Annotated in this window: 20 protein-coding genes and 1 tRNA gene; 16 read left to right on the forward strand and 5 right to left on the reverse strand. The window is 67.2% G+C overall.

The genetic code is table 11. The features are described 5' to 3' along the window. Positions 1-42 precede the first annotated feature (42 nt). On the reverse strand, positions 43-1,758 hold the full coding sequence (recJ, locus tag AVKW3434_RS08370) for a single-stranded-DNA-specific exonuclease RecJ (RefSeq protein WP_284405467.1): 1,716 nt from the start codon (positions 1,756-1,758) through the stop codon (positions 43-45). Continuing rightward, positions 1,755-2,726, reverse strand: coding sequence for a phosphoglycerate mutase (locus tag AVKW3434_RS08375; RefSeq protein WP_284405468.1), 972 nt, complete (start codon positions 2,724-2,726; stop codon positions 1,755-1,757). The genes recJ and AVKW3434_RS08375 overlap by 4 nt, the downstream gene beginning before the upstream one ends. Before the next feature lie 82 nt (positions 2,727-2,808). On the opposite strand from AVKW3434_RS08375, the gene AVKW3434_RS08380 reads away from it, so the two are divergent. The 3 genes from AVKW3434_RS08380 to pdxA all read left to right on the forward strand — a co-directional run bounded on the left by AVKW3434_RS08380 (position 2,809) and on the right by pdxA (position 5,926). Further along, a complete protein-coding gene (locus tag AVKW3434_RS08380; RefSeq protein WP_284393696.1) occupies positions 2,809-4,062 on the forward strand; it encodes a lipoprotein-releasing ABC transporter permease subunit in 1,254 nt (417 codons plus the stop codon). After that, entirely contained in the window at positions 4,055-4,783 is a 729-nt protein-coding gene (gene lolD / locus AVKW3434_RS08385; protein WP_284405469.1) for a lipoprotein-releasing ABC transporter ATP-binding protein LolD, read from the forward strand. The genes AVKW3434_RS08380 and lolD overlap by 8 nt, the downstream gene beginning before the upstream one ends. Positions 4,784-4,864: 81 nt before the next feature. Continuing rightward, on the forward strand, positions 4,865-5,926 hold the full coding sequence (gene pdxA, locus AVKW3434_RS08390) for a 4-hydroxythreonine-4-phosphate dehydrogenase PdxA (RefSeq protein WP_284405470.1): 1,062 nt from the start codon (positions 4,865-4,867) through the stop codon (positions 5,924-5,926). 55 nt (positions 5,927-5,981) lie between these two features. Here pdxA and mscL read toward each other — a convergent pair whose 3' ends face one another. Next, positions 5,982-6,410, reverse strand: a complete 429-nt coding sequence (gene mscL, locus AVKW3434_RS08395) for a large conductance mechanosensitive channel protein MscL (RefSeq protein ID WP_284393702.1) — start codon at positions 6,408-6,410, stop codon at positions 5,982-5,984. 136 nt (positions 6,411-6,546) lie between these two features. On the opposite strand from mscL, the gene petA reads away from it, so the two are divergent. The 6 genes from petA to AVKW3434_RS08425 all read left to right on the forward strand — a co-directional run bounded on the left by petA (position 6,547) and on the right by AVKW3434_RS08425 (position 10,752). After that, on the forward strand, positions 6,547-7,146 hold the full coding sequence (gene petA / locus AVKW3434_RS08400) for a ubiquinol-cytochrome c reductase iron-sulfur subunit (RefSeq protein ID WP_272565535.1): 600 nt from the start codon (positions 6,547-6,549) through the stop codon (positions 7,144-7,146). An 11-nt stretch (positions 7,147-7,157) separates the two neighbouring features. After that, complete coding sequence (locus tag AVKW3434_RS08405) at positions 7,158-8,573, forward strand: cytochrome b (protein WP_284405471.1); 1,416 nt, start codon at positions 7,158-7,160, stop codon at positions 8,571-8,573. 20 nt (positions 8,574-8,593) lie between these two features. Beyond that, positions 8,594-9,349, forward strand: coding sequence for a cytochrome c1 (locus AVKW3434_RS08410; protein ID WP_272565533.1), 756 nt, complete (start codon positions 8,594-8,596; stop codon positions 9,347-9,349). 99 nt (positions 9,350-9,448) lie between these two features. Further along, a complete protein-coding gene (locus AVKW3434_RS08415) occupies positions 9,449-10,060 on the forward strand; it encodes a glutathione S-transferase N-terminal domain-containing protein (protein ID WP_272565532.1) in 612 nt (203 codons plus the stop codon). A 33-nt stretch (positions 10,061-10,093) separates the two neighbouring features. Next, entirely contained in the window at positions 10,094-10,627 is a 534-nt protein-coding gene (locus AVKW3434_RS08420; protein ID WP_284393917.1) for a ClpXP protease specificity-enhancing factor, read from the forward strand. Between the two features lie 49 nt (positions 10,628-10,676). Further along, positions 10,677-10,752 (forward strand) — tRNA-Thr (locus AVKW3434_RS08425). A 48-nt stretch (positions 10,753-10,800) separates the two neighbouring features. On the opposite strand, the gene AVKW3434_RS08430 is transcribed toward AVKW3434_RS08425, so the two are convergent. Further along, positions 10,801-11,100, reverse strand: a complete 300-nt coding sequence (locus AVKW3434_RS08430; protein ID WP_272565530.1) for a hypothetical protein — start codon at positions 11,098-11,100, stop codon at positions 10,801-10,803. Between the two features lie 4 nt (positions 11,101-11,104). On the opposite strand from AVKW3434_RS08430, the gene AVKW3434_RS08435 reads away from it, so the two are divergent. The 7 genes from AVKW3434_RS08435 to AVKW3434_RS08465 all read left to right on the forward strand — a co-directional run bounded on the left by AVKW3434_RS08435 (position 11,105) and on the right by AVKW3434_RS08465 (position 20,883). After that, positions 11,105-12,112: a M23 family metallopeptidase gene (locus AVKW3434_RS08435; protein ID WP_284405549.1), complete on the forward strand. Its 1,008-nt coding sequence runs from the start codon at positions 11,105-11,107 to the stop codon at positions 12,110-12,112. A gap of 135 nt (positions 12,113-12,247) precedes the next feature. Beyond that, a complete protein-coding gene (gene secA / locus AVKW3434_RS08440; protein ID WP_284405472.1) occupies positions 12,248-15,013 on the forward strand; it encodes a preprotein translocase subunit SecA in 2,766 nt (921 codons plus the stop codon). 152 nt (positions 15,014-15,165) lie between these two features. Continuing rightward, positions 15,166-16,893, forward strand: a complete 1,728-nt coding sequence (locus AVKW3434_RS08445) for an ABC transporter permease (protein ID WP_284393708.1) — start codon at positions 15,166-15,168, stop codon at positions 16,891-16,893. A gap of 17 nt (positions 16,894-16,910) precedes the next feature. Next, positions 16,911-18,248, forward strand: coding sequence for an ABC transporter ATP-binding protein (locus AVKW3434_RS08450; RefSeq protein WP_284405473.1), 1,338 nt, complete (start codon positions 16,911-16,913; stop codon positions 18,246-18,248). A 62-nt stretch (positions 18,249-18,310) separates the two neighbouring features. After that, positions 18,311-19,540 carry a bifunctional glutamate N-acetyltransferase/amino-acid acetyltransferase ArgJ gene (gene argJ, locus AVKW3434_RS08455; protein WP_284405474.1) on the forward strand — a complete coding sequence of 410 codons (1,230 nt, stop codon included), beginning with the start codon at positions 18,311-18,313 and terminating at the stop codon, positions 19,538-19,540. Between the two features lie 22 nt (positions 19,541-19,562). Continuing rightward, positions 19,563-20,435, forward strand: coding sequence for an ATP-binding protein (locus AVKW3434_RS08460; RefSeq protein WP_284405475.1), 873 nt, complete (start codon positions 19,563-19,565; stop codon positions 20,433-20,435). Then, positions 20,428-20,883 carry an NUDIX domain-containing protein gene (locus AVKW3434_RS08465; protein WP_284405476.1) on the forward strand — a complete coding sequence of 152 codons (456 nt, stop codon included), beginning with the start codon at positions 20,428-20,430 and terminating at the stop codon, positions 20,881-20,883. The genes AVKW3434_RS08460 and AVKW3434_RS08465 overlap by 8 nt, the downstream gene beginning before the upstream one ends. 40 nt (positions 20,884-20,923) lie before the next feature. Here the strand turns inward: AVKW3434_RS08465 and AVKW3434_RS08470 are convergent, their stop codons facing one another. Further along, a complete protein-coding gene (locus AVKW3434_RS08470; RefSeq protein WP_272565521.1) occupies positions 20,924-21,172 on the reverse strand; it encodes a DNA gyrase inhibitor YacG in 249 nt (82 codons plus the stop codon). Between the last annotated feature and the right edge of the window lies 1 nt (position 21,173).

Consider the following 21,173-nt stretch of genomic DNA (forward strand, 5'->3'; position numbering starts at 1 on the left):
GCCCGGGCCCGCCGGGCCGCACGATGGCCCGGCGCGGCCCCTTCAAAGCTGCGCGCCTTCCACCAGAAACTGCACCCGCCGCTCGCCCTTCCACTCGTTCACGTCCAGCCGGAACGCCAGCAGCACGCGCGAGGGCAACTGCTCGGTGTGGCCGAACCAGATGCCGTCCACCGGCTGGCCCTGGTGCAGCAGCTTGAGCGACAGGTGGTGCTTGTTCTCGCCCACCAGGCGCTGCGACAGCACCTCGACCTCTTCGCTGAACGTGGGGGGGGCGAAGCCCTGGCCCCAGACCTCGCGGTGCAGGGTGTCCACCATGTCCGCGCGGCAGTATTCGAGGGCCAGGGGGCCGTCGGTGTCGAGCCGGCGGGTGAGCGTGGCGGCGTCCAGCCACTCCTGCGCCACAAGGGCGAAGGCGCGCTCGAAGGTGGCGAAGTGTTCCTCGGCCACCGTGCAGCCGGCTGCCATGGCATGGCCGCCGAACTTGAGCAGCGTGCCCGGGTGGCGCTTGGCCACGAGGTCGAGCGCATCGCGCAGGTGAAAGCCTGGAATGGACCGCCCCGAGCCCTTGAGTTCGTGCCCCTTGCCCGGCGCGGCGCTGGCGGCGAAGACGAAGGTCGGGCGGTGCAGCTTGTCCTTGATGCGCGAGGCGACGATGCCCACCACGCCTTCGTGGAAGTCGGGGTCGAACACGCTGATGGCCGGTGGGGGCTCGGTGCCTTCCTCGAACAGGCTCTCGGCCATGAGCAGCGCCTGCTCGCGCATGCCGCCCTCGATCTCGCGGCGCTCGCGGTTGATGGCATCCAGCGTGCGGGCGAGTTCGGCGGCGCGGCCGGGGTCGTCCGTCAGCAGGCATTCGATGCCCAGCGTCATGTCCGCCAGGCGCCCCGCGGCATTGATGCGCGGCCCCAGGGCGAAGCCGAAGTCGAACGTGGTCGCCACGGGCGCCTTGCGGCCCGCGGCGTCGAACAGCGCGGCGATGCCCGCCGGCATGGCGCCCGCCCGGATGCGGCGCAGGCCCTGCGCCACCAGGCGGCGGTTGTTGCTATCAAGGCGCACCACGTCGGCCACGGTGCCCAGCGCGACGAGCGGCAGCAGCGGCTCCAGCTTGGGCTGGCTGGCCTTGTCGAACACGCCGCGTTCGCGCAGCTCGGCGCGCAGCGCCATCAGCACGTAGAACATGACGCCCACGCCGGCGATGGATTTGCTCTCGAAGCCGCAGCCGGGCTGGTTGGGGTTGACCATGGCATCGGCCAGCGGCAGCGCGGGGCCGGGCAGGTGGTGGTCGGTGACGAGCACCTGCAGGCCCAGCGCCTTGGCCTCGGCCACGCCGTCCACGCTGGCGATGCCGTTGTCCACGGTGATGAGCATGTCGGCGCCGCGCTCGTGCACGCGGCGGGCAATGCTGGGGGTGAGGCCGTAGCCGTCCGCCACGCGGTCGGGCACCAGGTAGTCCACCTGCCGCGCGCCCAGCAGGCGCAGGCCGCGCACGGCGACGGCGCAGGCGGTGGCGCCGTCGCAGTCGTAGTCGGCCACCACGATGAGGCGGCGGTCCTGCGCGATGGCGTCGGCCAGCAGCACGGCGGCCTCGCGCGTGCCGCGCAGCGTGTCGGGGGGCAGCAGCCGGGCCAGGCCGTCGTCCAGTTCGTCCTTGCCGCACACGCCGCGGGCGGCGTACAGCCGTGCCAGCAGCGGGTGCACGCCGGCCTGCTCCAGCGCCCAGGCGGCGCGCGGCGGAATGTCTCTTGCTACGATTTTCATAGCAATGTGCCGTAGTCTTTCATGCGCTGGGGCCGGAAAAGGCTTTGAATCCTTTGCACGAATCCGCGCGGTCCCGTCTGCCAGGTGAGCGCGCTGCGCTCGCCGCACAGCGTGAGCCGCGCCGCGCCGCCGGTCGCCACGCGGTCGGCCAGCCGGGCGACCGGGCCGCTGTCCAGCGCCTGCCAGGCGGCGCGCCAGGTGCGCCAGTCCTCGGCCAGGGCGGCATCGCGCAGGGCGGTGGGCATTTCGGGCGGCGGGGCCGCCGGTGCCGCGCCCGGGGCGGCGGGCGGCAGCGACCCGGTGCCATGCACCCAGAAGGAGTTGACCGGCCCCAGGCCCTGCGCCGCGCGCGCGTCGTTGAAGGCATGGGTGTAGAGCAGCATCTGCATCTCGCTTTGCAGGCGGTGCAGCAGGCGGGCCTTTAGCGCATCGGGCATCCAGGCGCGCACGTCGCGCTGGATCACGCGGTCCAGCGAGGCGGTGGCGAGCCCTTCGAACACGGCGCCGCGCGCCAGCCAGCGCGTGGGCTGCTCATAGGCGAGCACGATGCGGTCCTCGGCGAACCAGGGCGCCACGATGTCCAGCAGCGCGCGCGATGCGGCCTCGTCCAGGCGCAGCGCGGCCGGATCGCCGACGGTGACGTGCTCGGTGGTCACGCGCCATTCGCAGGGGGTGACGAAGGCCCAGGCCGTGCCGCCGTCGCCATCGGCACCAGTGACGCCGGTCTGGCGCTGGTGCCAGGCGGCCCAGGGCGCCTGGCGGCTGGTGGCCGGCAAACCCAGGTGGCGGGCCAGGGCGCGCTCGTGGGGGGGGATGAAATCGGTCTCGTCTCCGGGGTCGGTGGCGGGGGGCGGCAGGCGGGCGAGCAGCCGGTCGAGGTGGGGCAGGGCGAGGTCCTGCAAGGCCTGCTGGCATCCGTCCGAGGGGCTGGCCGCGAACGGAATGAGCAAATGGGGGGTGTCCGACATGGGCGTATTGTCCGGGATGCCACAATCGGCGCCGCCCGGTGGCCGACATTTCCAGAGCGGCGGCGGGCCTTCCATCACACCCATGCAAATTCCCTACGAGCTGGCCCTGGGCTGGCGCTACACCCGGGCCGGGCGCGCCACGCGGCGCAACGGCTTCATCTCGTTCATCTCGGGCGTCTCCATGCTGGGCATCGCGCTCGGCGTGGCGGCGCTCATCATCGTGCTCAGCGTGATGAACGGCTTTCAGAAAGAGGTGCGCGACCGCATGCTGAGCGTGGTCTCGCACATCGAGATCTTCGCCCCCCACGGCGCGGCGCTGCCCGACATGCCGCGCACGCTGGCCCAGGCGCGGGCCAACCCCGAGGTTGTGGGCGCGGCGCCGTTCGTGTCCGCGCAGGCGCTGCTGGCGCGCGGCGAGGACATGAAGGGCACGCTGGTTCGCGGCATCGACCCGCTGCGCGAAGGCGATGTGACCGACCTGGCCGCCGCCAACGTCGACGCCCTCAAGGCCCTGGTGCCGGGCGAGTTCCGCGTGGTGCTGGGCAGCGAACTGGCCCGCGCCCTGGGCGTGCGCCTGGGCGACGCGGTCACGCTGATCGCGCCGGGCGGACAGGTCACGCCCGCGGGCGTGGTGCCCCGCCTCAAGCAGATGACGGTGGCGGGCACGTTCAACTCGGGGCATTACGAATACGACTCGGCGCTGGTGCTACTGCACCACGAGGACGCCGAACGCATCTTCCGCCTGGAGGGCCCGACCGGCATCCGCCTCAAGCTCAAGGACCTGCACCGCGCGCCCCAGGTGGCGCAGGAGCTGGCGCACTCGCTCACCGGCGACCTGCTGATCCGCGACTGGACGCAGCAGAACCGCACCTGGTTCGCCGCCGTGCAGCTGGAAAAACGCATGATGTTCATCATCCTCACGCTCATCGTGGCGGTGGCGGCGTTCAACCTCGTGTCCACGCTGGTGATGACCGTGACCGACAAGCGCGCGGACATCGCTATCCTGCGCACCCTGGGCGCGAGCCCGGGCAGCATCATGGGCATCTTCGTGGTGCAGGGCGCGATGGTGGGCGTCATCGGCACGCTGGCCGGCCTGCTGCTGGGCCTGGGGATCGCGGTGAACATCGACGTGATCGTGCCGGCCATCGAGCACGCGCTGAACGCGAGCTTCCTGCCCAAGGACATCTACCTCATCAGCAAGATGCCGAGCGAGCCGCAAAGCAGCGACATCGTGCCCATTGGCATCATTTCCCTGGTGCTGGCCTTCGTGGCCACGCTCTATCCCAGCTGGCGCGCGAGCCGCGTGAACCCCGCGGAGGCCCTGCGCTATGAATGACCTGTCCACGCCCGGCGCCGCCGTGCCCCATGCCGCTCCCGCCGCCCGCGGGCCAGTGGTCCTGCAGGCCCGGGGCCTGACCAAGCGCTTCACCGAAGGCCGCCTGGACGTCACCGTGCTGCAAGGGGTGGACCTGGACGTGCATGCCGGCGAGACGCTCGCCATCGTCGGCGCTTCGGGCTCGGGCAAGAGCACGCTGCTGCACCTGCTGGGCGGGCTGGACGCGCCCACCGCCGGCAGCGTGCAGCTGCAGGGCAAGGCCTTCGACACGCTCTCGGCCGACCGCCAGGGCCAGCTGCGCAACCAGCACCTCGGGTTCATCTACCAGTTCCACCACCTGCTGCCGGAGTTCAGCGCGCAGGACAACGTGGCCATGCCGCTGCGCATCCGCCGCATGCCGTATGCCGACTGCGTGGCGCAGGCGGTCGAGATGCTCACCGCCGTGGGGCTGGGTGGCCGGGTGCAGCACCGGCCGGCCGAGCTGTCCGGCGGCGAGCGCCAGCGCGTGGCGATCGCTCGGGCCCTGGTCACCCGGCCCGCCTGCGTGCTGGCCGACGAGCCCACGGGCAACCTGGACCGGGCCACCGCCGACGGGGTGTTCCAACTGATGCTGCAGCTCGCGCGCGACAAGGGCACGGCGTTCGTGATGGTCACCCACGACGAGTCGCTCGCCGCGCGCTGCGACCGCGTGGTGCGGCTGACCTCGGGCGTGCTGGCGTGAGCCCTGGGCCGTCAATGGGTTTTTAATGCTATTAAATTAATAGCGAAATGCCCTAGAAATATATGCGCTAGAGCCCGATTCATGCCTTCATCCGACTCTTCCCTCGCCTTGCCGCCCCTGGCCATCACCCAGGGCGATCCGGCCGGCATCGGCCCTGAAATCGTGGCCAAGGCGTTCCGCGACGCGCCGGACGACCTGCGCGGCTGCTTCGCTGTCGGCGATCTGGCCACGCTGCGCCGGGCCGCGCAGTGCATCCAGCGGCCCGGCGAGCCATCGCTACCCATGGCCACGCTGGATGCGCCCGCCGACGTGGCCGGCGTGCCGCCGCGCTGCCTGCCGGTGTGGCCCCTGCCGGGGTTGCCGGGGCCGGTGCCCTTCGGGCAGGTGAGCGCTCAGGCCGGCCGGGCGGCGGCCGACTGCGTGGTCTGGGCCGCGCGGGCCGCCCTGCGCAGCGAGATCGCCGCCCTGGTCACCGCGCCGCTGCACAAGGAGGCGTTGAGCGCCGCGGGCGTGGATTTTCCCGGCCACACCGAACTGCTGCAGGCCGAGGCGGCGCGCCATGCCAGCGTGCCGCTGGCCGACATGCCCGTGCGCATGATGCTGGCGAGCGACGAGCTACGCACCGTGCTGGTGAGCATCCATGTCTCGCTGCGCGATGCGATCGCGGCCGTCACGCGCGAGAACGTGCTGGACTCGCTGCGCATCACCCACGAAGCGCTCTCGCGCAGCCTGGGCCGCGCGCCGCGCATCGGCGTGGCGGGGCTCAATCCGCACGCGGGCGAGGGCGGCCTGTTCGGCCGTGAAGAGCTGGAAGTGATCGCCCCGGCCGTCGAGGCCGCGCGCCGCCTGGGCGTGGACGCGCACGGCCCCTACGCCCCGGACACCATCTTCATGCGGGCGCGTCACACGCCGCAGCGCGCGGGCGAGTTCGACGCCGTGCTGGCGATGTACCACGACCAGGGGCTGATCCCGGTCAAGTACCTGGGCGTGGACAAGGGCGTGAACGTGACGCTCGGCCTGCCGCTGGTGCGCACCAGTCCCGACCACGGCACGGCGTTCGACATCGCCGGCCAGGGCATCGCGGATGCCTCCAGCCTGATCGAGGCCGTGCGCATGGCGCGGCGGCTGGCCTCGGCCGCCTGAACGGCCGGGAGGCCGCCCGCGCCGGGTGCTCCGGGCGCGCCGCGCGCCCTGGCTTTCAGCGCTTGAGGCTGTCGCGGATCTCGCGCAGCAGCACGATGTCTTCCGGCGTCGCCACCGGGGCCGGCGCGGGTGCCGGCGCCTGGCGCTTGAGGCGGTTGATCTGCTTGACCATCATGAAGATGATGAAAGCCAGGATCAGGAAGTTGACCGCCACGGTGATGAAGTTGCCGTAGGCCAGCACCGGAACGCCGGCCTTCTTGAGCGCGTCCAGCGTCTGCGGCACGCCGGGCGGCACGGTGCCCAGCACCACGAACAGGTTGGAGAAATCCAGCCGGCCGAAGACCAGCCCCACCACCGGCATGATCAGGTCGCCGACCACCGAATCGACGATCTTGCCGAAGGCGCCGCCGATGATCACGCCGACCGCAAGGTCTACCACATTACCTTTGATCGCGAACTCTTTGAATTCCTTTGCGATGCTCATTTCGCCCCTCCTTGATATAGCTGAAAACCCTCGCAGTATTGCGCAGGTTTAGGGGTGTTAACGCCTAGGAATACCCATTTTCACTCCGCTACAATTCCGCGATTGCCCCACCCAGCGAAGTACAACGAGGACACCCATGAGTGAAACTCCTATCGACTCCAGCAAGCGGACGTGGCTCATCGCCTCTGGCTGCGCTGGTGCCGTGGGCGGCGTAGCAACCGCCGTACCGTTCGTGAGCACGTTCCAGCCTTCCGAGAAGGCCAAGGCGGCAGGCGCCGCGGTCGAAGTCGATATTTCCGATCTCAAGCCGGGCGAGAAAATCACGGTCGAATGGCGCGGCAAGCCCGTGTGGATCATCAAGCGCACGCCCGACCAGCTCGCCGCGCTGCCCTCGCTGGATGCGCAGTTGGCCGACCCGAAATCGGAGCGCAAGCCGAGCGAACTCACCCCCGAATACGCCCGCAACGAGGCACGTTCGATCAAGCCTGAAATCCTCGTGGCCGTGGGCATCTGCACCCACCTGGGCTGCTCGCCTTCGGACAAGTTCGTGCCCGGTGCGCAGCCCTCGCTGCCCGACGACTGGAAGGGCGGCTTCCTGTGCCCCTGCCACGGTTCCACGTTCGACATGGCCGGCCGCGTTTTCAAGAACAAGCCGGCGCCGGACAACCTGGAAGTGCCTCCCCACATGTACCTGTCGGAGACCAAGCTCCTGATCGGTGAAGACAAGAAGGCATGAGGGAACACGACATGGCCCACGAATTCAAGGACATCTCCCCCAACGCCTCCACCGGCGCCAAAGTGACCAACTGGTTCGAGAACCGGTTCCCGACCGCGTTCGACGCCTACCGCGTCCACATGTCGGAGTACTACGCGCCGAAGAACTTCAACTTCTGGTACATCTTCGGCTCGCTGGCCCTGCTGGTGCTGGTGATCCAGATCGTCACCGGCATCTTCCTGGTGATGCACTACAAGCCCGACGCTGCGAAGGCCTTCGAGTCGGTCGAGTACATCATGCGCGACGTGCCGTGGGGTTGGCTCATTCGCTACATGCACTCCACGGGCGCCTCGGCGTTCTTCGTGGTGGTGTACCTGCACATGTTCCGCGGGCTGCTCTACGGCTCGTACCGCAAGCCGCGCGAACTGGTCTGGATTTTCGGCTGCGCCATCTTCCTCGCGCTGATGGCCGAGGCCTTCATGGGCTACCTGCTGCCCTGGGGCCAGATGTCGTACTGGGGCGCCCAGGTGATCGTGAACCTGTTCGCGGCCATTCCCTTCATCGGTCCCGACCTCGCGCTGCTGATCCGCGGCGACTACGTGGTGGGCGATGCCACGCTGAACCGCTTCTTCAGCTTCCACGTGATCGCCGTGCCGCTGGTGCTGCTGGGCCTGGTGGTGGCGCATCTGCTGGCGCTGCACGACGTGGGCTCCAACAACCCCGACGGCGTGGAGATCAAGGGTCCCAACGCCCCCCGCGACGACAAGGGCCACCCGCTGGATGGCATCCCGTTCCACCCCTACTACACGGTGCATGACATCTTCGGGGTCTGCGTGTTCCTGTTCATCTTCTCGGCCGTGGTGTTCTTCGCGCCCGAGTTCGGTGGCTACTTCCTCGAGTACAACAACTTCATCCCGGCCGATCCGCTCAAGACGCCCGCGCACATCGCGCCCGTTTGGTACTTCACGCCGTTCTATTCCATGCTGCGCGCCATCACCAGCGAGATGATGTACGCCCTCATCGCGTGCGTGGTGCTGGCCGCCGGCTTCGGCGTGGTCAAGGGCCGCCTGCCGGTTTTCATCAAGGTGGCGATCGTGGCCATCGCGGCAGCGGCCATCGCCCTCATGCTGTCGATCGACGCCAAGTTCTGGGGCGTGGTCGTGATGGGCGGCGCCGTCATCATCCTGTTCTTCCTGCCCTGGCTGGACATGAGCCCGGTCAAGTCGATCCGCTACCGTCCGGGCTGGCACAAGTACCTGTACGGCATCTTCGTGATCAACTTCGTCGCACTGGCCTATCTGGGCGTGCAGCCACCTTCGCCGCTGGGCGAGCGTGTCTCGCAGGTCGGCACGCTGTTCTATTTCGGTTTTTTCCTGCTCATGCCCTGGTGGAGCCGGCTCGGCGAGCCCAAGCCCGTGCCGGACCGCGTGATCTTCAAGGCGCATTGAGCAGGCAGGAGACCCATCCCATGAAAAAAATCATCCTCACGCTGATCGCGGCCCTGGGCATCGCCACGGGCGCGCAGGCTGCCGAAGGCGGCATCGCCTGGGACAAGGCCCCGGTCCAGACCAACGACACGGCCTCGCTGCAGAACGGCGCCAAACTGTTCGTCAACTACTGCCTGAGCTGCCACTCGGCCGCGTTCATGCGGTTCAACCGCCTGAAGGACATCGGCCTCACCGACCAGCAGATCAAGGACAACCTGCTGTTCACCACCGAAAAGGTGGGCGAGACCATGAAGTCCACCATCGATCCGCGCCAGGCCAAGGACTGGTTCGGCGCCAATCCACCCGACCTCACGGTGATCGCCCGCTCGCGCGCCGGCCATGGCGGAACGGGGGCGGATTACCTCTATACCTTCCTGCGCACTTTCTACCGCGACGAGACCAAGGCCACGGGATGGAATAATCTCGCCTTCCCGAGTGTCGGCATGCCGCACGTGCTCTGGCAATTGCAGGGCGACCGGCGCCCCGTGTTCGAACAGCAGGAGAGCCATGGCCACAAGACGGAGGTCTTCAAGGGCTGGACGCAGGTGAGTCCGGGCACAATGAGCCCCCTCCAATACGACCAGGCCGTGGGTGATCTCGTCAATTACCTGCAATGGATGGGCGAGCCGGCGCAAAATACCCGGTTGCGCGTCGGCGTCTGGGTTTTGATTTTCCTCGGTGTGTTCACGGTGATTGCCTGGAGGCTCAACGCAGCTTTCTGGAAAGACATCAAGTAACCGCACCAACCGCCTGCGGCGCCAGACCTGGCGCTGCCCAGGTTTTCAGAGTGGACGCATCCTGCGCCCACTCTTTTTGATTTTTAGGAGCCTCTCACCATGATGGTGCTTTATTCGGGTACGACCTGTCCCTTCTCCCATCGCTGCCGTTTCGTTCTGTTCGAGAAGGGAATGGACTTCGAGATCCGCGATGTGGACCTGTACAACAAGCCCGAAGACATCAGCGTGATGAACCCCTACGGACAGGTGCCGATCCTGGTCGAGCGCGACCTGATCCTGTACGAGTCGAACATCATCAACGAATACATCGACGAGCGCTTCCCGCATCCGCAACTGATGCCCGGCGACCCGGTGGACCGCGCCCGCGTGCGCCTGTTCCTGCTGAACTTCGAGAAGGAACTGTTCGTTCACGTGAACATTCTCGAATCGCGTGCCACCAAGGGCAACGAGAAGGCGCTGGAAAAAGCCCGCGCCCACATCCGCGACCGCCTCACGCAACTGGCGCCCGTGTTCCTCAAGAACAAGTACATGCTGGGCGAGAATTTCTCGATGCTGGACGTGGCCATCGCGCCGCTGCTCTGGCGCCTGGATTACTACGGCATCGACCTGAGCAAGAACGCCGCGCCGCTGCTCAAGTATGCTGAGCGCATCTTCTCGCGTCCTGCGTACATCGAAGCGCTGACGCCTTCCGAAAAAGTCATGCGCAAGTGATTGCGCAATCCTTCCTTCCCGCACGCCACCATGATGAACGCCCAGGATTCCACCTCCACTCGCCCCTATCTCATCCGGGCCTTGTATGAGTGGTGCACCGACAACGGGCTCACGCCCTACGTTGCCGTGCGGGTGGACGACTCGGTGCAGGTGCCGCGCGAGTATGTGAAGGATGGCGAGATCGTGCTCAACATCAGCTACGACGCGACCAGTGCGCTGCAGCTGGGCAACGATTTCATCGAGTTCAAGGCGCGCTTCGGCGGCAAGCCACGTGACATCATGGTCCCTGTGGGCCGTGTGATCGCCATCTACGCGCGCGAGAATGGCCAGGGCATGGCCTTTCCGCCGCCGGTGGACGTGCTGGAGCCGAGCGAAGGGGGCGTGCTGTCTTCCTCGGTCCTCAGCACGGCCACCTCCGCGCCCGCGGAGTCCGAGCCTTCGACGGGCTCGGATGATCGCGTGGTGCAACTGGTGTCCACCGATTCGCCTCCGGACGACGGTGGTGCGCCGCCCCGGCCGACGTCGCCGGGCGCCGGTGGCCGGCCCTCGCTCAAGCGCGTCAAATAGCGTTGCCATGCGGCTGCGGCGCATTTCGCGCGGCTAGAATGCAGCCTTCGCCGATTTAGCTCAGTTGGTAGAGCACCCGCCTTGTAAGCGGTAGGTCGTCAGTTCGATTCCGACAATCGGCACCATCTTTCCCTCTTTTCGTCTCCCCTTTGCCATGCCTTCCCTTGCGGGCTTCAGGTTTGGATTTTGAGGCGAATGGAGTTAACCTCCCACCCCCGAGTGCGCAAATGCGCCTGCAAGGCAGGCAGCAACTGACGCACCTTGGCCGCCGCTGCGTTGCTGCGCACCAGCAGGCACCATGTCGGGCCTTCGATCGGCCCTGCCTGAATGGCGGGCCGCAAAGTGGGTGGAATCAATGGCTCGATGGCCTTGAGCCGCTCCGTGGATTCGCGCGTCAGTGCCGCCAGCTTGGCCAATGTGGGGGATTCCTCCGTGGCTTGAAGCAGGGTGACGGCTTGGTGACGGCGGTTCATGGCAATGCGCCGCGCGGCGCGGAGAAATGTAGTGCACTTGATTATCACGGACGCCCGGCTGGCGCGAAGCCGGGCCATACACCTGACAGGGACACGGCTCATGGCGGCGGGCTTGCTGGTCTCGTTCACCATCATGCTGGTCGCGGCCATGCTCTACCACTGGGTCTTTCTCAAGGGCGCGCGCGAAGGCTGGCCCATCGTCGGGTCGCTGGTCAAGCTGGTGGCCAAGGACGAAATGGAAGAGCGCGACCGCTTCATGCGCGCCAACCTCGACGCCATGGCGCGCAAGGTCGGCGAGATGCAGGCGCGCGTTATGCAGCTGGAGTCGCTGGGCGAGCGGGTGCTGGGGCTGGCGGGCATGCCGGCGTCGGAACTGTCGCGGCCGCCGGGGCAGGGCGGTGCGCTGGTGTCGGGCCACCCCATGGACATGCAGGAGCTGGAGCGCACGCTGGACGACTTGGCCCAGCTCACGGACCGCCGGGTGGACCTGATGACCGTGGTGGAATCGCGGCTGTTCGACCAGCACATCCGAAAGCACATGGTGCCGACGCAGGCGCCGGTGCTGGGCAAGCTTCCCGGCTCGGCGTTCGGCTGGCGCATCGATCCCATCACGGGCCACTCCGCCCTGCACACGGGATTGGACTTCCAGGCGGACACGGGCACGCCCATCCTCGCGGCGGCTGGAGGCGTGGTGGTCGCGCAGGAGTACCACCCCGCCTACGGAAACATGATCGAGGTGGACCACGGCAACCAGCTGGTCACCCGCTATGCACATGCCTCCAAAACGATGGTCAAGCGCGGCGACCTCGTGCGCCGCGGCCAGAAGATCGCCGAGGTCGGCACGACGGGCCGCTCCACCGGTCCCCACCTGCATTTCGAAGTGCTGGTGCAGGGCGTTCCGCAGGATCCGCAAAAATTCCTGATGGCCGGAGCCCAGGCGCCCTCCACCCGCGTGGCCAGTGCCGGACCGGCCCAAAAGGCCGATGGCCAGCCCGTCACCCCGCGCAGGTAAAATCTGCGGTCCGGACCTGCCGACCCGGGTTGCGCAACTTGCAACCCGAGAACGCAGCCCCACCTGAACTCACTTCTTCTTTAGGGATTCTGGTCGCGCCGTACGCCCTCGGGCACGCGGCGCGGTCCTGCTCGCATGGCCACCAATTTCCTCACCAAATTATTCGGCAGCCGCAATGACCGGCTCCTCAAGCAATACCGCAAGACGGTGGCCCGCATCAATGCGATGGAGCCCGACTACGAAAAGCTGAGTGACGAGGCGCTGCGCGCCAAGACCGCCGAGTTCAAGGAACGCGTCTCCAAAGGCGAATCGCTGGACGATCTGCTGCCAGAGGCTTTTGCCGTGGTGCGTGAAGGCTCCAAGCGCATCATGAAAATGCGCCACTTCGACGTCCAATTGCTGGGCGGCATGGCGCTGCATTACGGCAAGATTTCGGAAATGCGTACCGGCGAAGGCAAGACGCTGACCGCCACGCTGCCGGTCTACCTGAATGCGCTGTCCGGCGACGGTGTGCACGTGGTGACGGTCAACGACTACCTCGCCAATCGCGATGCCCAGTGGATGGGGCGCCTGTACAACTTCCTGGGCCTGACCGTCGGCATCAACCTGCCGCAGGCCCCGCGCGAGGAAAAGCAGGCCGCCTACCAGGCCGACATCACCTACGGCACCAACAACGAGTACGGCTTCGACTACCTGCGCGACAACATGGTGTACGAGTCGCGCGACCGGGTGCAGCGCGGGCTGAACTTCGCCATCGTCGATGAGGTGGACTCGATCCTGATCGACGAGGCGCGCACGCCGCTCATCATCAGCGGCCAGGCCGAAGACCACACGGCGATGTACATCGCCATGAACGAGGTGGTGCCGTTGCTGGTGCGCCAAGAGGGCGAGGCCGATCCGCGCACCGGCGAGGGCGTCACCAAGCCGGGCGATTTCACGCTCGACGAGAAGACGCACCAGGTGTTCCTGACCGAGCAGGGCCATGAAACCGCCGAGCGCGTTCTTGCCAGCCGCGGCTTGATCGCCGAAGGCGCCTCGCTCTACGACCCGGCCAACATCACGCTCATGCACCACCTGTATGCGGCGCTGCGGGCCAACCACCTCTACCACCGCGACCAGCACTACGTGGTGCAGGAAGGCGAGATCGTCATCGTGGACGAGTTCACCGGCCGCCTCATGTCGGGCCGCCGCTGGAGCGAAGGCCTGCACCAGGCCGTCGAGGCCAAGGAAGGCGTGGGCATCCAGGCCGAGAACCAGACGCTGGCGTCCATCACGTTCCAGAACTATTTCCGGCTGTACAAGAAGCTGGCGGGCATGACCGGAACGGCCGACACCGAGGCCTATGAATTCCAGGAAATCTACGGCCTGGAAACCGTGGTGATTCCTCCGAACCGCCCGAGCAAGCGCAACGACCAGCTGGACCGCGTGTACAAGACCACGCGCGAAAAGTACGAAGCGGCGATCAAGGACATCCGCGAGTGCCATGAGCGCGGCCAGCCCGTTCTGGTAGGCACCACGTCGATCGAGAACTCCGAAATCATCGACCAGTTGCTGCAAAAGGAAAACCTGCCCCACCAGGTGCTGAACGCCAAGCAGCATGCCCGCGAGGCCGACATCGTGGCCCAGGCCGGCCGTGCCGGCATGATCACGATCGCGACCAACATGGCAGGCCGCGGCACCGACATCGTGCTGGGCGGCAACATCGAAAAGGCGCTGGCCGCCATCGAGAGCGACGAGTCCCTTGATGAAGCGACCAAGGAAAGCCGCGTGGCCGAGGTGCGCGCGCAGTGGACGCGCGACCACGAAAAGATCAAGGAACTGGGTGGCCTGCGCATCATTGCGACCGAGCGCCACGAGTCCCGCCGCATCGACAACCAGTTGCGTGGCCGCTCGGGCCGCCAGGGCGACCCTGGCTCTTCGCGGTTCTACCTGAGCCTGGACGATTCGCTGATGCGCATCTTCGCCGGCGACCGCGTGAAGGCGATCATGGACCGCCTCAAGATGCCCGATGGCGAGGCCATCGAGGCGGGCATCGTCACGCGCAGCATCGAGTCGGCGCAGCGCAAGGTCGAGGCGCGCAACTTCGATGTCCGCAAGCAACTGCTGGAATACGACGACGTTTCCAACGACCAGCGCAAGGTGATCTACCAGCAGCGCAACGAGATCCTGGACGCGACCGACCTGTCCGGCCTGATCGCCAACATGCAGGAAGACTGTCTGACCGATCTGGTGCGCCAGTACGTGCCGGCCGAATCGGTCGAAGAGCAGTGGGACCTGCAGGCGCTCGAGAAGTCGCTGGCCGAGGATTGGCAGATCCAGCTGCCGCTGAAGCAGGAAGTGGACAGCGCGCACGCCATCACCGACGACGAGATCCTGGAAAAGGTGCTCACCGCGGGCAAGGCCGCCTTCCAGGCCAAGCTGGAGCTGGTGGGCCAGGAGAATTTCAACCAGTTCGAACGCGCGGTGCTGCTGCAGAGCTTCGACTCCAACTGGCGTGACCACCTGGCGGCCCTCGACTACCTGCGCCAGGGCATCCACCTGCGTGGCTACGCGCAAAAGCAGCCCAAGCAGGAATACAAGCGCGAGGCGTTCGAGCTGTTCCGCCAGCTCATCGACCAGGTCAAGAACGAAGTCACCAAGATCCTGATGACGGTGCAGGTGCAGTCGCCTGCGCAGCTGGACGAGGCTGCCGAGGCCCTGGAGAGCCGTGCCGAGAAGATCGCCAACGTGACCTACACCGCCCCCACCGAAACCGGTGAGGTGGAGGTCCGCTCCGAGGCGGCCATGGGCGCCATGGAGGCCGGTGCGCTCGCGGGCGAAGTGCCCCGTGTCGGCCGCAACGACCCATGCCCTTGCGGCAGCGGCAAGAAGTACAAGAGCTGCCACGGCCGCCTGGACTGACCATGCGGCACCGCCCTGATCGCAGGGCGGGATACCCGTGCCTCGGGCGCGCAGGGATGGGGTGCGGTGGGCCGCGGCAGTGGTGGCTTCGTCTTCGGCTTGTCACGGGCCGCTGCTAGGCTGTTTCGCGTCACAGGGAGAAGGGCGCAAGGATGATCGACAAGCGGTTTTTCCCGCGGCAGGTGGTTCAGGCCACCGGCAACCGATGGGATTGGGCCCTGCTACCCCTGGTGCTGGCCGTGCTTTTCGCGCTGGCCTGGGGCGGCTCGCAGATGGCACGGCCCTACCAGGTGGGCGACGTGCTGCCGCTGTCGCTCGATCCGTGGATGCTGCCGTATTACCTGCTGCGCACCACGCTGCGCATGTTCATCGCGCTGGGCGCATCGCTGGTGTTTGCCTGCCTCTTCGCGGCGCTGGCGGCCAAGTACCGCACGGCGGAGCGGGTGATGGTGCCGCTCTTGGACATCCTGCAGTCCATTCCGATCCTGGGCTTCCTGTCGATCACGGTGACGGGGTTCATCGCGCTGTTCCCGGGCAACCTCTTCGGCGTCGAGTGCGCGGCGATCTTCGCCATCTTCACCTCGCAGGCCTGGAACATGGCTTTCAGCCTGTACCAGTCCATGCGCACGGTGCCGGCCGAACTGCGCGAAGCCGCCGCGGTGTTCCAGCTGTCGGGCTGGCAGCGCTTCTGGCGGCTGGAGCTGCCCTTCGCCATGCCAGGGTTGCTGTGGAACATGATGATGTCCATGTCCGGCGGCTGGTTCTTCGTGGTGGCGTCGGAGGCGATCTCGGTATCGCACCAGGACATCAAGCTGCCGGGCGTGGGCTCGTACATCGCCCTGGCCATCGAGGCACGCGACCTGGGCGCGATCGGCTGGGCGATCGTGGGCATGCTGGTGGGCATCGTGCTGTACGACCAGCTGTTCTTTCGCCCGCTCATCGCCTGGGCCGACAAGTTCCGATTCGAGGAGGGCGGCAGCGAAGCCCAGCCGACCTCCTGGCTGCTGTCCTGGATGCGCCGCACGTCGCAGCTCAAGCGGGTGGTGGCGCTGTTCGTGGTGCCGCTGGAATGGTCGCTCACGCGGTTGCGCCGTCGTCATGACGGCACCTCGATCCGGGCGCGTCCTTCAGTGCCCCATCCCGCCCTGACGCGCGCGGGCGATGCCTTGCTGGCCGCAGCCGTGATGCTGGCGGTGATCTGGCTCGTGCGCTTCATCCACAGCGAGGTGGGCTGGCACGAGGTGGGCCATGTCTTCGTGCTCGGCACGTACACGCTGGTGCGCGTGGTCGTGCTGATCCTGCTGGCGGCAGTGGTCTGGGTGCCGGTGGGCGTCTGGATCGGCATGAATCCGCGCTGGGCGGGCCGACTGCAGGCCGTGGCGCAGTTTCTGGCGGCCTTTCCGGCGAACCTGATGTTCCCGCTGGCCGTGGTGCTGATCGTGCGCTGGCACCTCGATCCGAACCTCTGGCTGGCGCCGCTGATGGTGCTGGGCACGCAGTGGTATCTGCTCTTCAACGTGATCGCCGGGGCTTCCAGCGTGCCGTCGGAGTTGCGTTATGCCGCACAGAACCTGGGGCTGTCGGGCTGGCTGCGCTGGAAGCGCTACCTGCTGCCGGCGGTGTTTCCCAGCTTCGTCACCGGTGCGATCACGGCCAGCGGCGGCTCGTGGAACGCGAGCATCGTGGCCGAGTACGTGACCTGGGGCGACACCACGCTGCAGGCCGATGGCCTGGGCAGCTACATCGCCCACATGACGGCGATCGGCGACTTTCCCCGCATCGCGCTGGGCATCGGCGTGATGTGTGTCTTCGTCATGGGCATGAACCATTTCGTGTGGCGGCGCCTCTACGCGATGGCCGAAAACCGCATGCACTCCTGACGCCTGGAACCGAACCCATGGAAACCTCTCCCATGTCCCCCATCGCCGAGCTGGCCCAGGTGGGCAAGTCTTTTCGCTCCAGCGACGGCACCGCGCGTTCGGTGCTGGAGGGGGTCGATCTCGTGCTGCAGGAGGGCGAGATCGTCGCGCTGCTCGGGCAGTCGGGGTCGGGCAAGTCCACGCTGCTGCGCATCCTGGCGGGCCTGGTTCCGGTGGATGCCGGCGATGTTCGCTACCGGGGCCAGCCGCTGTACGGCCCGGCGCGCGGCATCGCCATGGTGTTCCAGTCGTTCGCGCTCTTTCCGTGGCTCACGGTGCAGCAGAACGTGGAGCTGGGCCTGGAAGCCCGGGGGGTGGCCCCCGCTGAACGATCACGGCGGGCCGCCGCCGCCATCGAGCTGATCGGGCTGTCCGGGTTCGAGGGCGCGTTGCCGCGCGAGCTGTCGGGCGGCATGCGCCAGCGCGTGGGCATTGCGCGCGCGCTGGTGGTGGAGCCCGAAGTGCTGCTGATGGACGAGGCCTTTTCGGCCCTCGATGTGCTGACGGGCGAACGGCTGCGCGACGACATTCTGGAGCTGTGGGGCAGCGGCAGCATGCCCACGCGCGCCATGCTCATCGTGTCGCACAACATCGAGGAGGCCGTGCTCATGGCCGACCGGGTGCTGATTTTCGCCAGCAACCCGGGCCGCGTGCGGGCCGAACTGCCGATCCAGCTGCCTCGCCCGCGCCACCCCGACAGCCCCGAGGTGCGGGCCCTCATCGACGAGGTCTACGGGCTCATGACGGCGCGCCAGCCGGGCACGGGCCGCCCGGCCGCCGAGCCGTCTCGCAGGCCCCTGGCCGACCAGTTGCCGGCCGCCGACGTCGGTCGGATGGAGGGGCTGCTCGAGCGGCTGTCCGAGGCGCCTTTCGACGGCCGGGCCGACCTGCCGCGCATGGCCGAAGACGCGGAACTGGCCGACGACGAACTGCTGGTTCTGGCCCAGGCGCTCGCTCTGCTGGGGTTTGCGCAGCTGGCCGACGGCGACCTGCACCTGACCGCGCTGGGCCAGCGCTACGTGCAGGCGCCCAACACCGTGCGGCAGACCCTGTTCGGCCAGCAACTGCTCGCGCATGTTCCGCTGGCGGCCCACATGCGGCACAGCCTGGAGCAAGACCCTGCGGGCGAGCTGCCGGAAAAGCCGTTCCTGCGCCTGCTGCACGAAAGCCTGGACGAGGCCCAGGCCGAACAGGTGCTGCGCACGGTCATCGAATGGGGCCGCTATGGCGAAGTGTTCGAATACGATTTCCACACCGGACTGATCCACCTGCCCGATGGCGATGCCAGCCAGGCCGCGCCAAAAGCCACGCCCTAGAATCGGCAGCTTTCGCCGTTGACCTTCCTTCTTCTTTCCCTTACCCGCCGAGACCCACTGCCATGCCCGTGAACCTGATTGCGCCGAATCCCGCTGACCTGCATCCCGTGCCCGGCGTGCGCCTGGGCGTGGCCATGGCCGGGGTGCGCAAGGCCAATCGCCGCGACCTCACGGTGCTGCTGATCGACGAAGGCGCGACCGTGGCCGGCGTGTTCACGCAGAACCGCTTCTGCGCGGCCCCCGTGCAGGTCTGCCGCGAGCACCTGGCGGGCGGCCAGGCCATCCGCGCCATCGTGGTCAATACCGGCAATGCCAATGCGGGCACGGGCGCCGAGGGGCTGGCGCGCGCACGGTCCACCTGCCAGGCTGCGGCCGGCTTGCTGGGCCTGTCGCCTTCGCAGGTGCTGCCGTTTTCCACCGGGGTGATCATGGAGCCGCTGCCCGTCGACCGCATCGAAGCCGGCCTGCCCGCTGCCATCGCGGACGCGCAGCCCGGCCATTGGGCGCAGGCGGCCGAAGGCATCATGACCACCGATACGCTGCCCAAGGCCTTCAGCCGGCAGGTGCAGATCGGCGGCGCCACCGTGACGGTGACGGGCATCAGCAAGGGCGCGGGCATGATCCGCCCCAACATGGCCACCATGCTGGGCTTTCTGGCCACGGATGCGCGCATCGAACCCGCACTGCTGCAGCCGCTGCTGCGCGAACTGGCCGACCGCTCGTTCAACCGGGTGACGATCGACGGCGACACCTCCACCAACGATTCGTTCGTGGCCATCGCCACCCAGCAGGCCGCGCATGCGCCCATCGTGTCGCTGGACAGCGCCGAGGGCCAAGCGCTCAAGGCTGCGATGCTGGACGTCGCGCAGAAGCTGGCACAGGCCATCGTGCGCGATGGCGAGGGCGCCACGAAGTTCATCACCGTCCGCGTCGAGGGCGGGAAGACGGCGGAAGAATGCCAACTGGTGGCGTACGCCATCGCGCATTCGCCGCTCGTCAAGACGGCCTTCTTCGCCAGCGACCCCAACCTGGGCCGCATCCTGGCGGCGGTGGGCTATGCCGGCGTCGCCGATCTCGACCAGACCCTCATCGAGCTGCACCTGGACGATGTGCATGTGGTGACGAAGGGCGGGCGCAACCCCAGCTACCGCGAGGAAGACGGCCAGCGCGTGATGAAGCAAAGCGAGATCACCGTGCGCGTGGGCCTGGGCCGTGGCGATGCCTCGGAAACGGTGTGGACCTGCGATTTCAGCCACGAGTACGTGACGATCAACGCCGACTACCGTTCCTGAATCCGGGCCCCCTGCAGCGCTTATGACCGCCACCTTCGAACACCTGATGCTCCGTGCGGAGCAATTGATCTCCCGCATCGAATCGGTGCTGCCCCAGGCCCTGACCGCGCCGGACTGGTCCCGTGCCATCGCTTGGCGCTATCGCAAGCGCAGCGGCGGCCACGGTGCGCTGGAGCCCGTGCGCCACGTGGGGGGCATGCGTCTGGACGATCTGAAGGAAATCGACGCCCAGAAAGAAAAGATCCAGCGCAACACCCAGCAGTTCGTGGAAGGCCGGCCGGCCAACAACGTGCTGCTGACGGGCGCCCGCGGGACGGGCAAGTCCTCCCTCATCAAGGCGTGCCTCAATACCTACGCCCCCCGGGGGCTGCGCCTGATCGAGGTGGACAAGGCCGATCTGACGGACCTGCCCGACATCGTGGAGATCGTGGCGGATCGGCCCGAGAAATTCATCGTCTACTGCGATGACCTGAGCTTTGAAGAGGGCGAGCCGGGGTACAAGGCGCTGAAGTCGATTCTCGACGGATCGGTGGCGGCTTCCACGCCCAACGTGCTGGTGTATGCCACCAGCAACCGCCGCCACCTGCTGCCCGAGTACCACAAGGAGAACCTGTCCTATACCCACACGGAGGATGGCGAGGTGCACCCGGGCGAGGTGGTGGAAGAAAAGATCTCGCTGTCCGAACGGTTCGGCCTGTGGGTCAGCTTCTACCCTTTTAGCCAGGACGAATATCTGGCCATCGTGGCGCAGTGGCTTTCCTTCCTGGGCGTCGCGGATGCGGAGATTGCCGCAGCGCGCCCCCAGGCGCTGGTCTGGGCATTGGAGCGCGGATCGCGCAGCGGCCGGGTCGCCTACCAGTTCGCGCGGGACTATGCGGGGCGCCAGCATGGCTGATCCCGTGGCCCCTGTCGACGCCAGAACGCACACCGACGTGGCGGTCGGCATCCTGCTGCGTGCGGATGGCGCCATGCTGCTGTCCACCCGGCCCGTGGGCAAGCCTTACGCCGGGTACTGGGAGTTCCCTGGCGGCAAGCTGGAGGCCGGGGAGACCGTGGAAGAGGCCTTGCGGCGCGAGTTGATCGAGGAGCTGGGCGTCACCATCGGTGCGGCATCCGTCTGGAAGGTGACGGAGCACGACTATCCCCACGCGCTGGTTCGCTTGCACTGGTGCAAGGTCTGGGAATGGCAGGGCGACTTCGAAATGCGCGAGGGCCAGACCATGGCCTGGCAGCAGTGGCCCCTGCAGGTCTCGCCCGTACTGCCGGGCGCTTATCCCGTACTGGAGTGGCTGGCCCAGGAGCAGGGAGCAACCTTTGACCCTTCCACGATCAATAAGCTATAAAAATAATAGCTAAACGCCCTAGAAAAATATGCCCTGGGGGCTATTTTTCCCAGGCGCCCGGCGGAATGTGCGGAAGCCCGTCGCCCAGGTCGGGGTCTTGGGTCGGTGGTTCGGTAGGCACGCGGAATTCTTCGCTCGCCCAGGCCCCCAGGTCGATCTGCTTGCAGCGTTCGCTGCAAAACGGTCGGAAGGGATTGCTGGGGCCGTAGAGGCTTTCGCCACGGCAGGCCGGGCACGTCACGTACTTGGCGTTGGAGGGGGCCGGCGAACGCGGCTGAGAACGGCTCATG

Source organism: Acidovorax sp. SUPP3434 (genome assembly GCF_030159015.1).
Taxonomy (GTDB): Bacteria; Pseudomonadota; Gammaproteobacteria; order Burkholderiales; family Burkholderiaceae_C; genus Paracidovorax.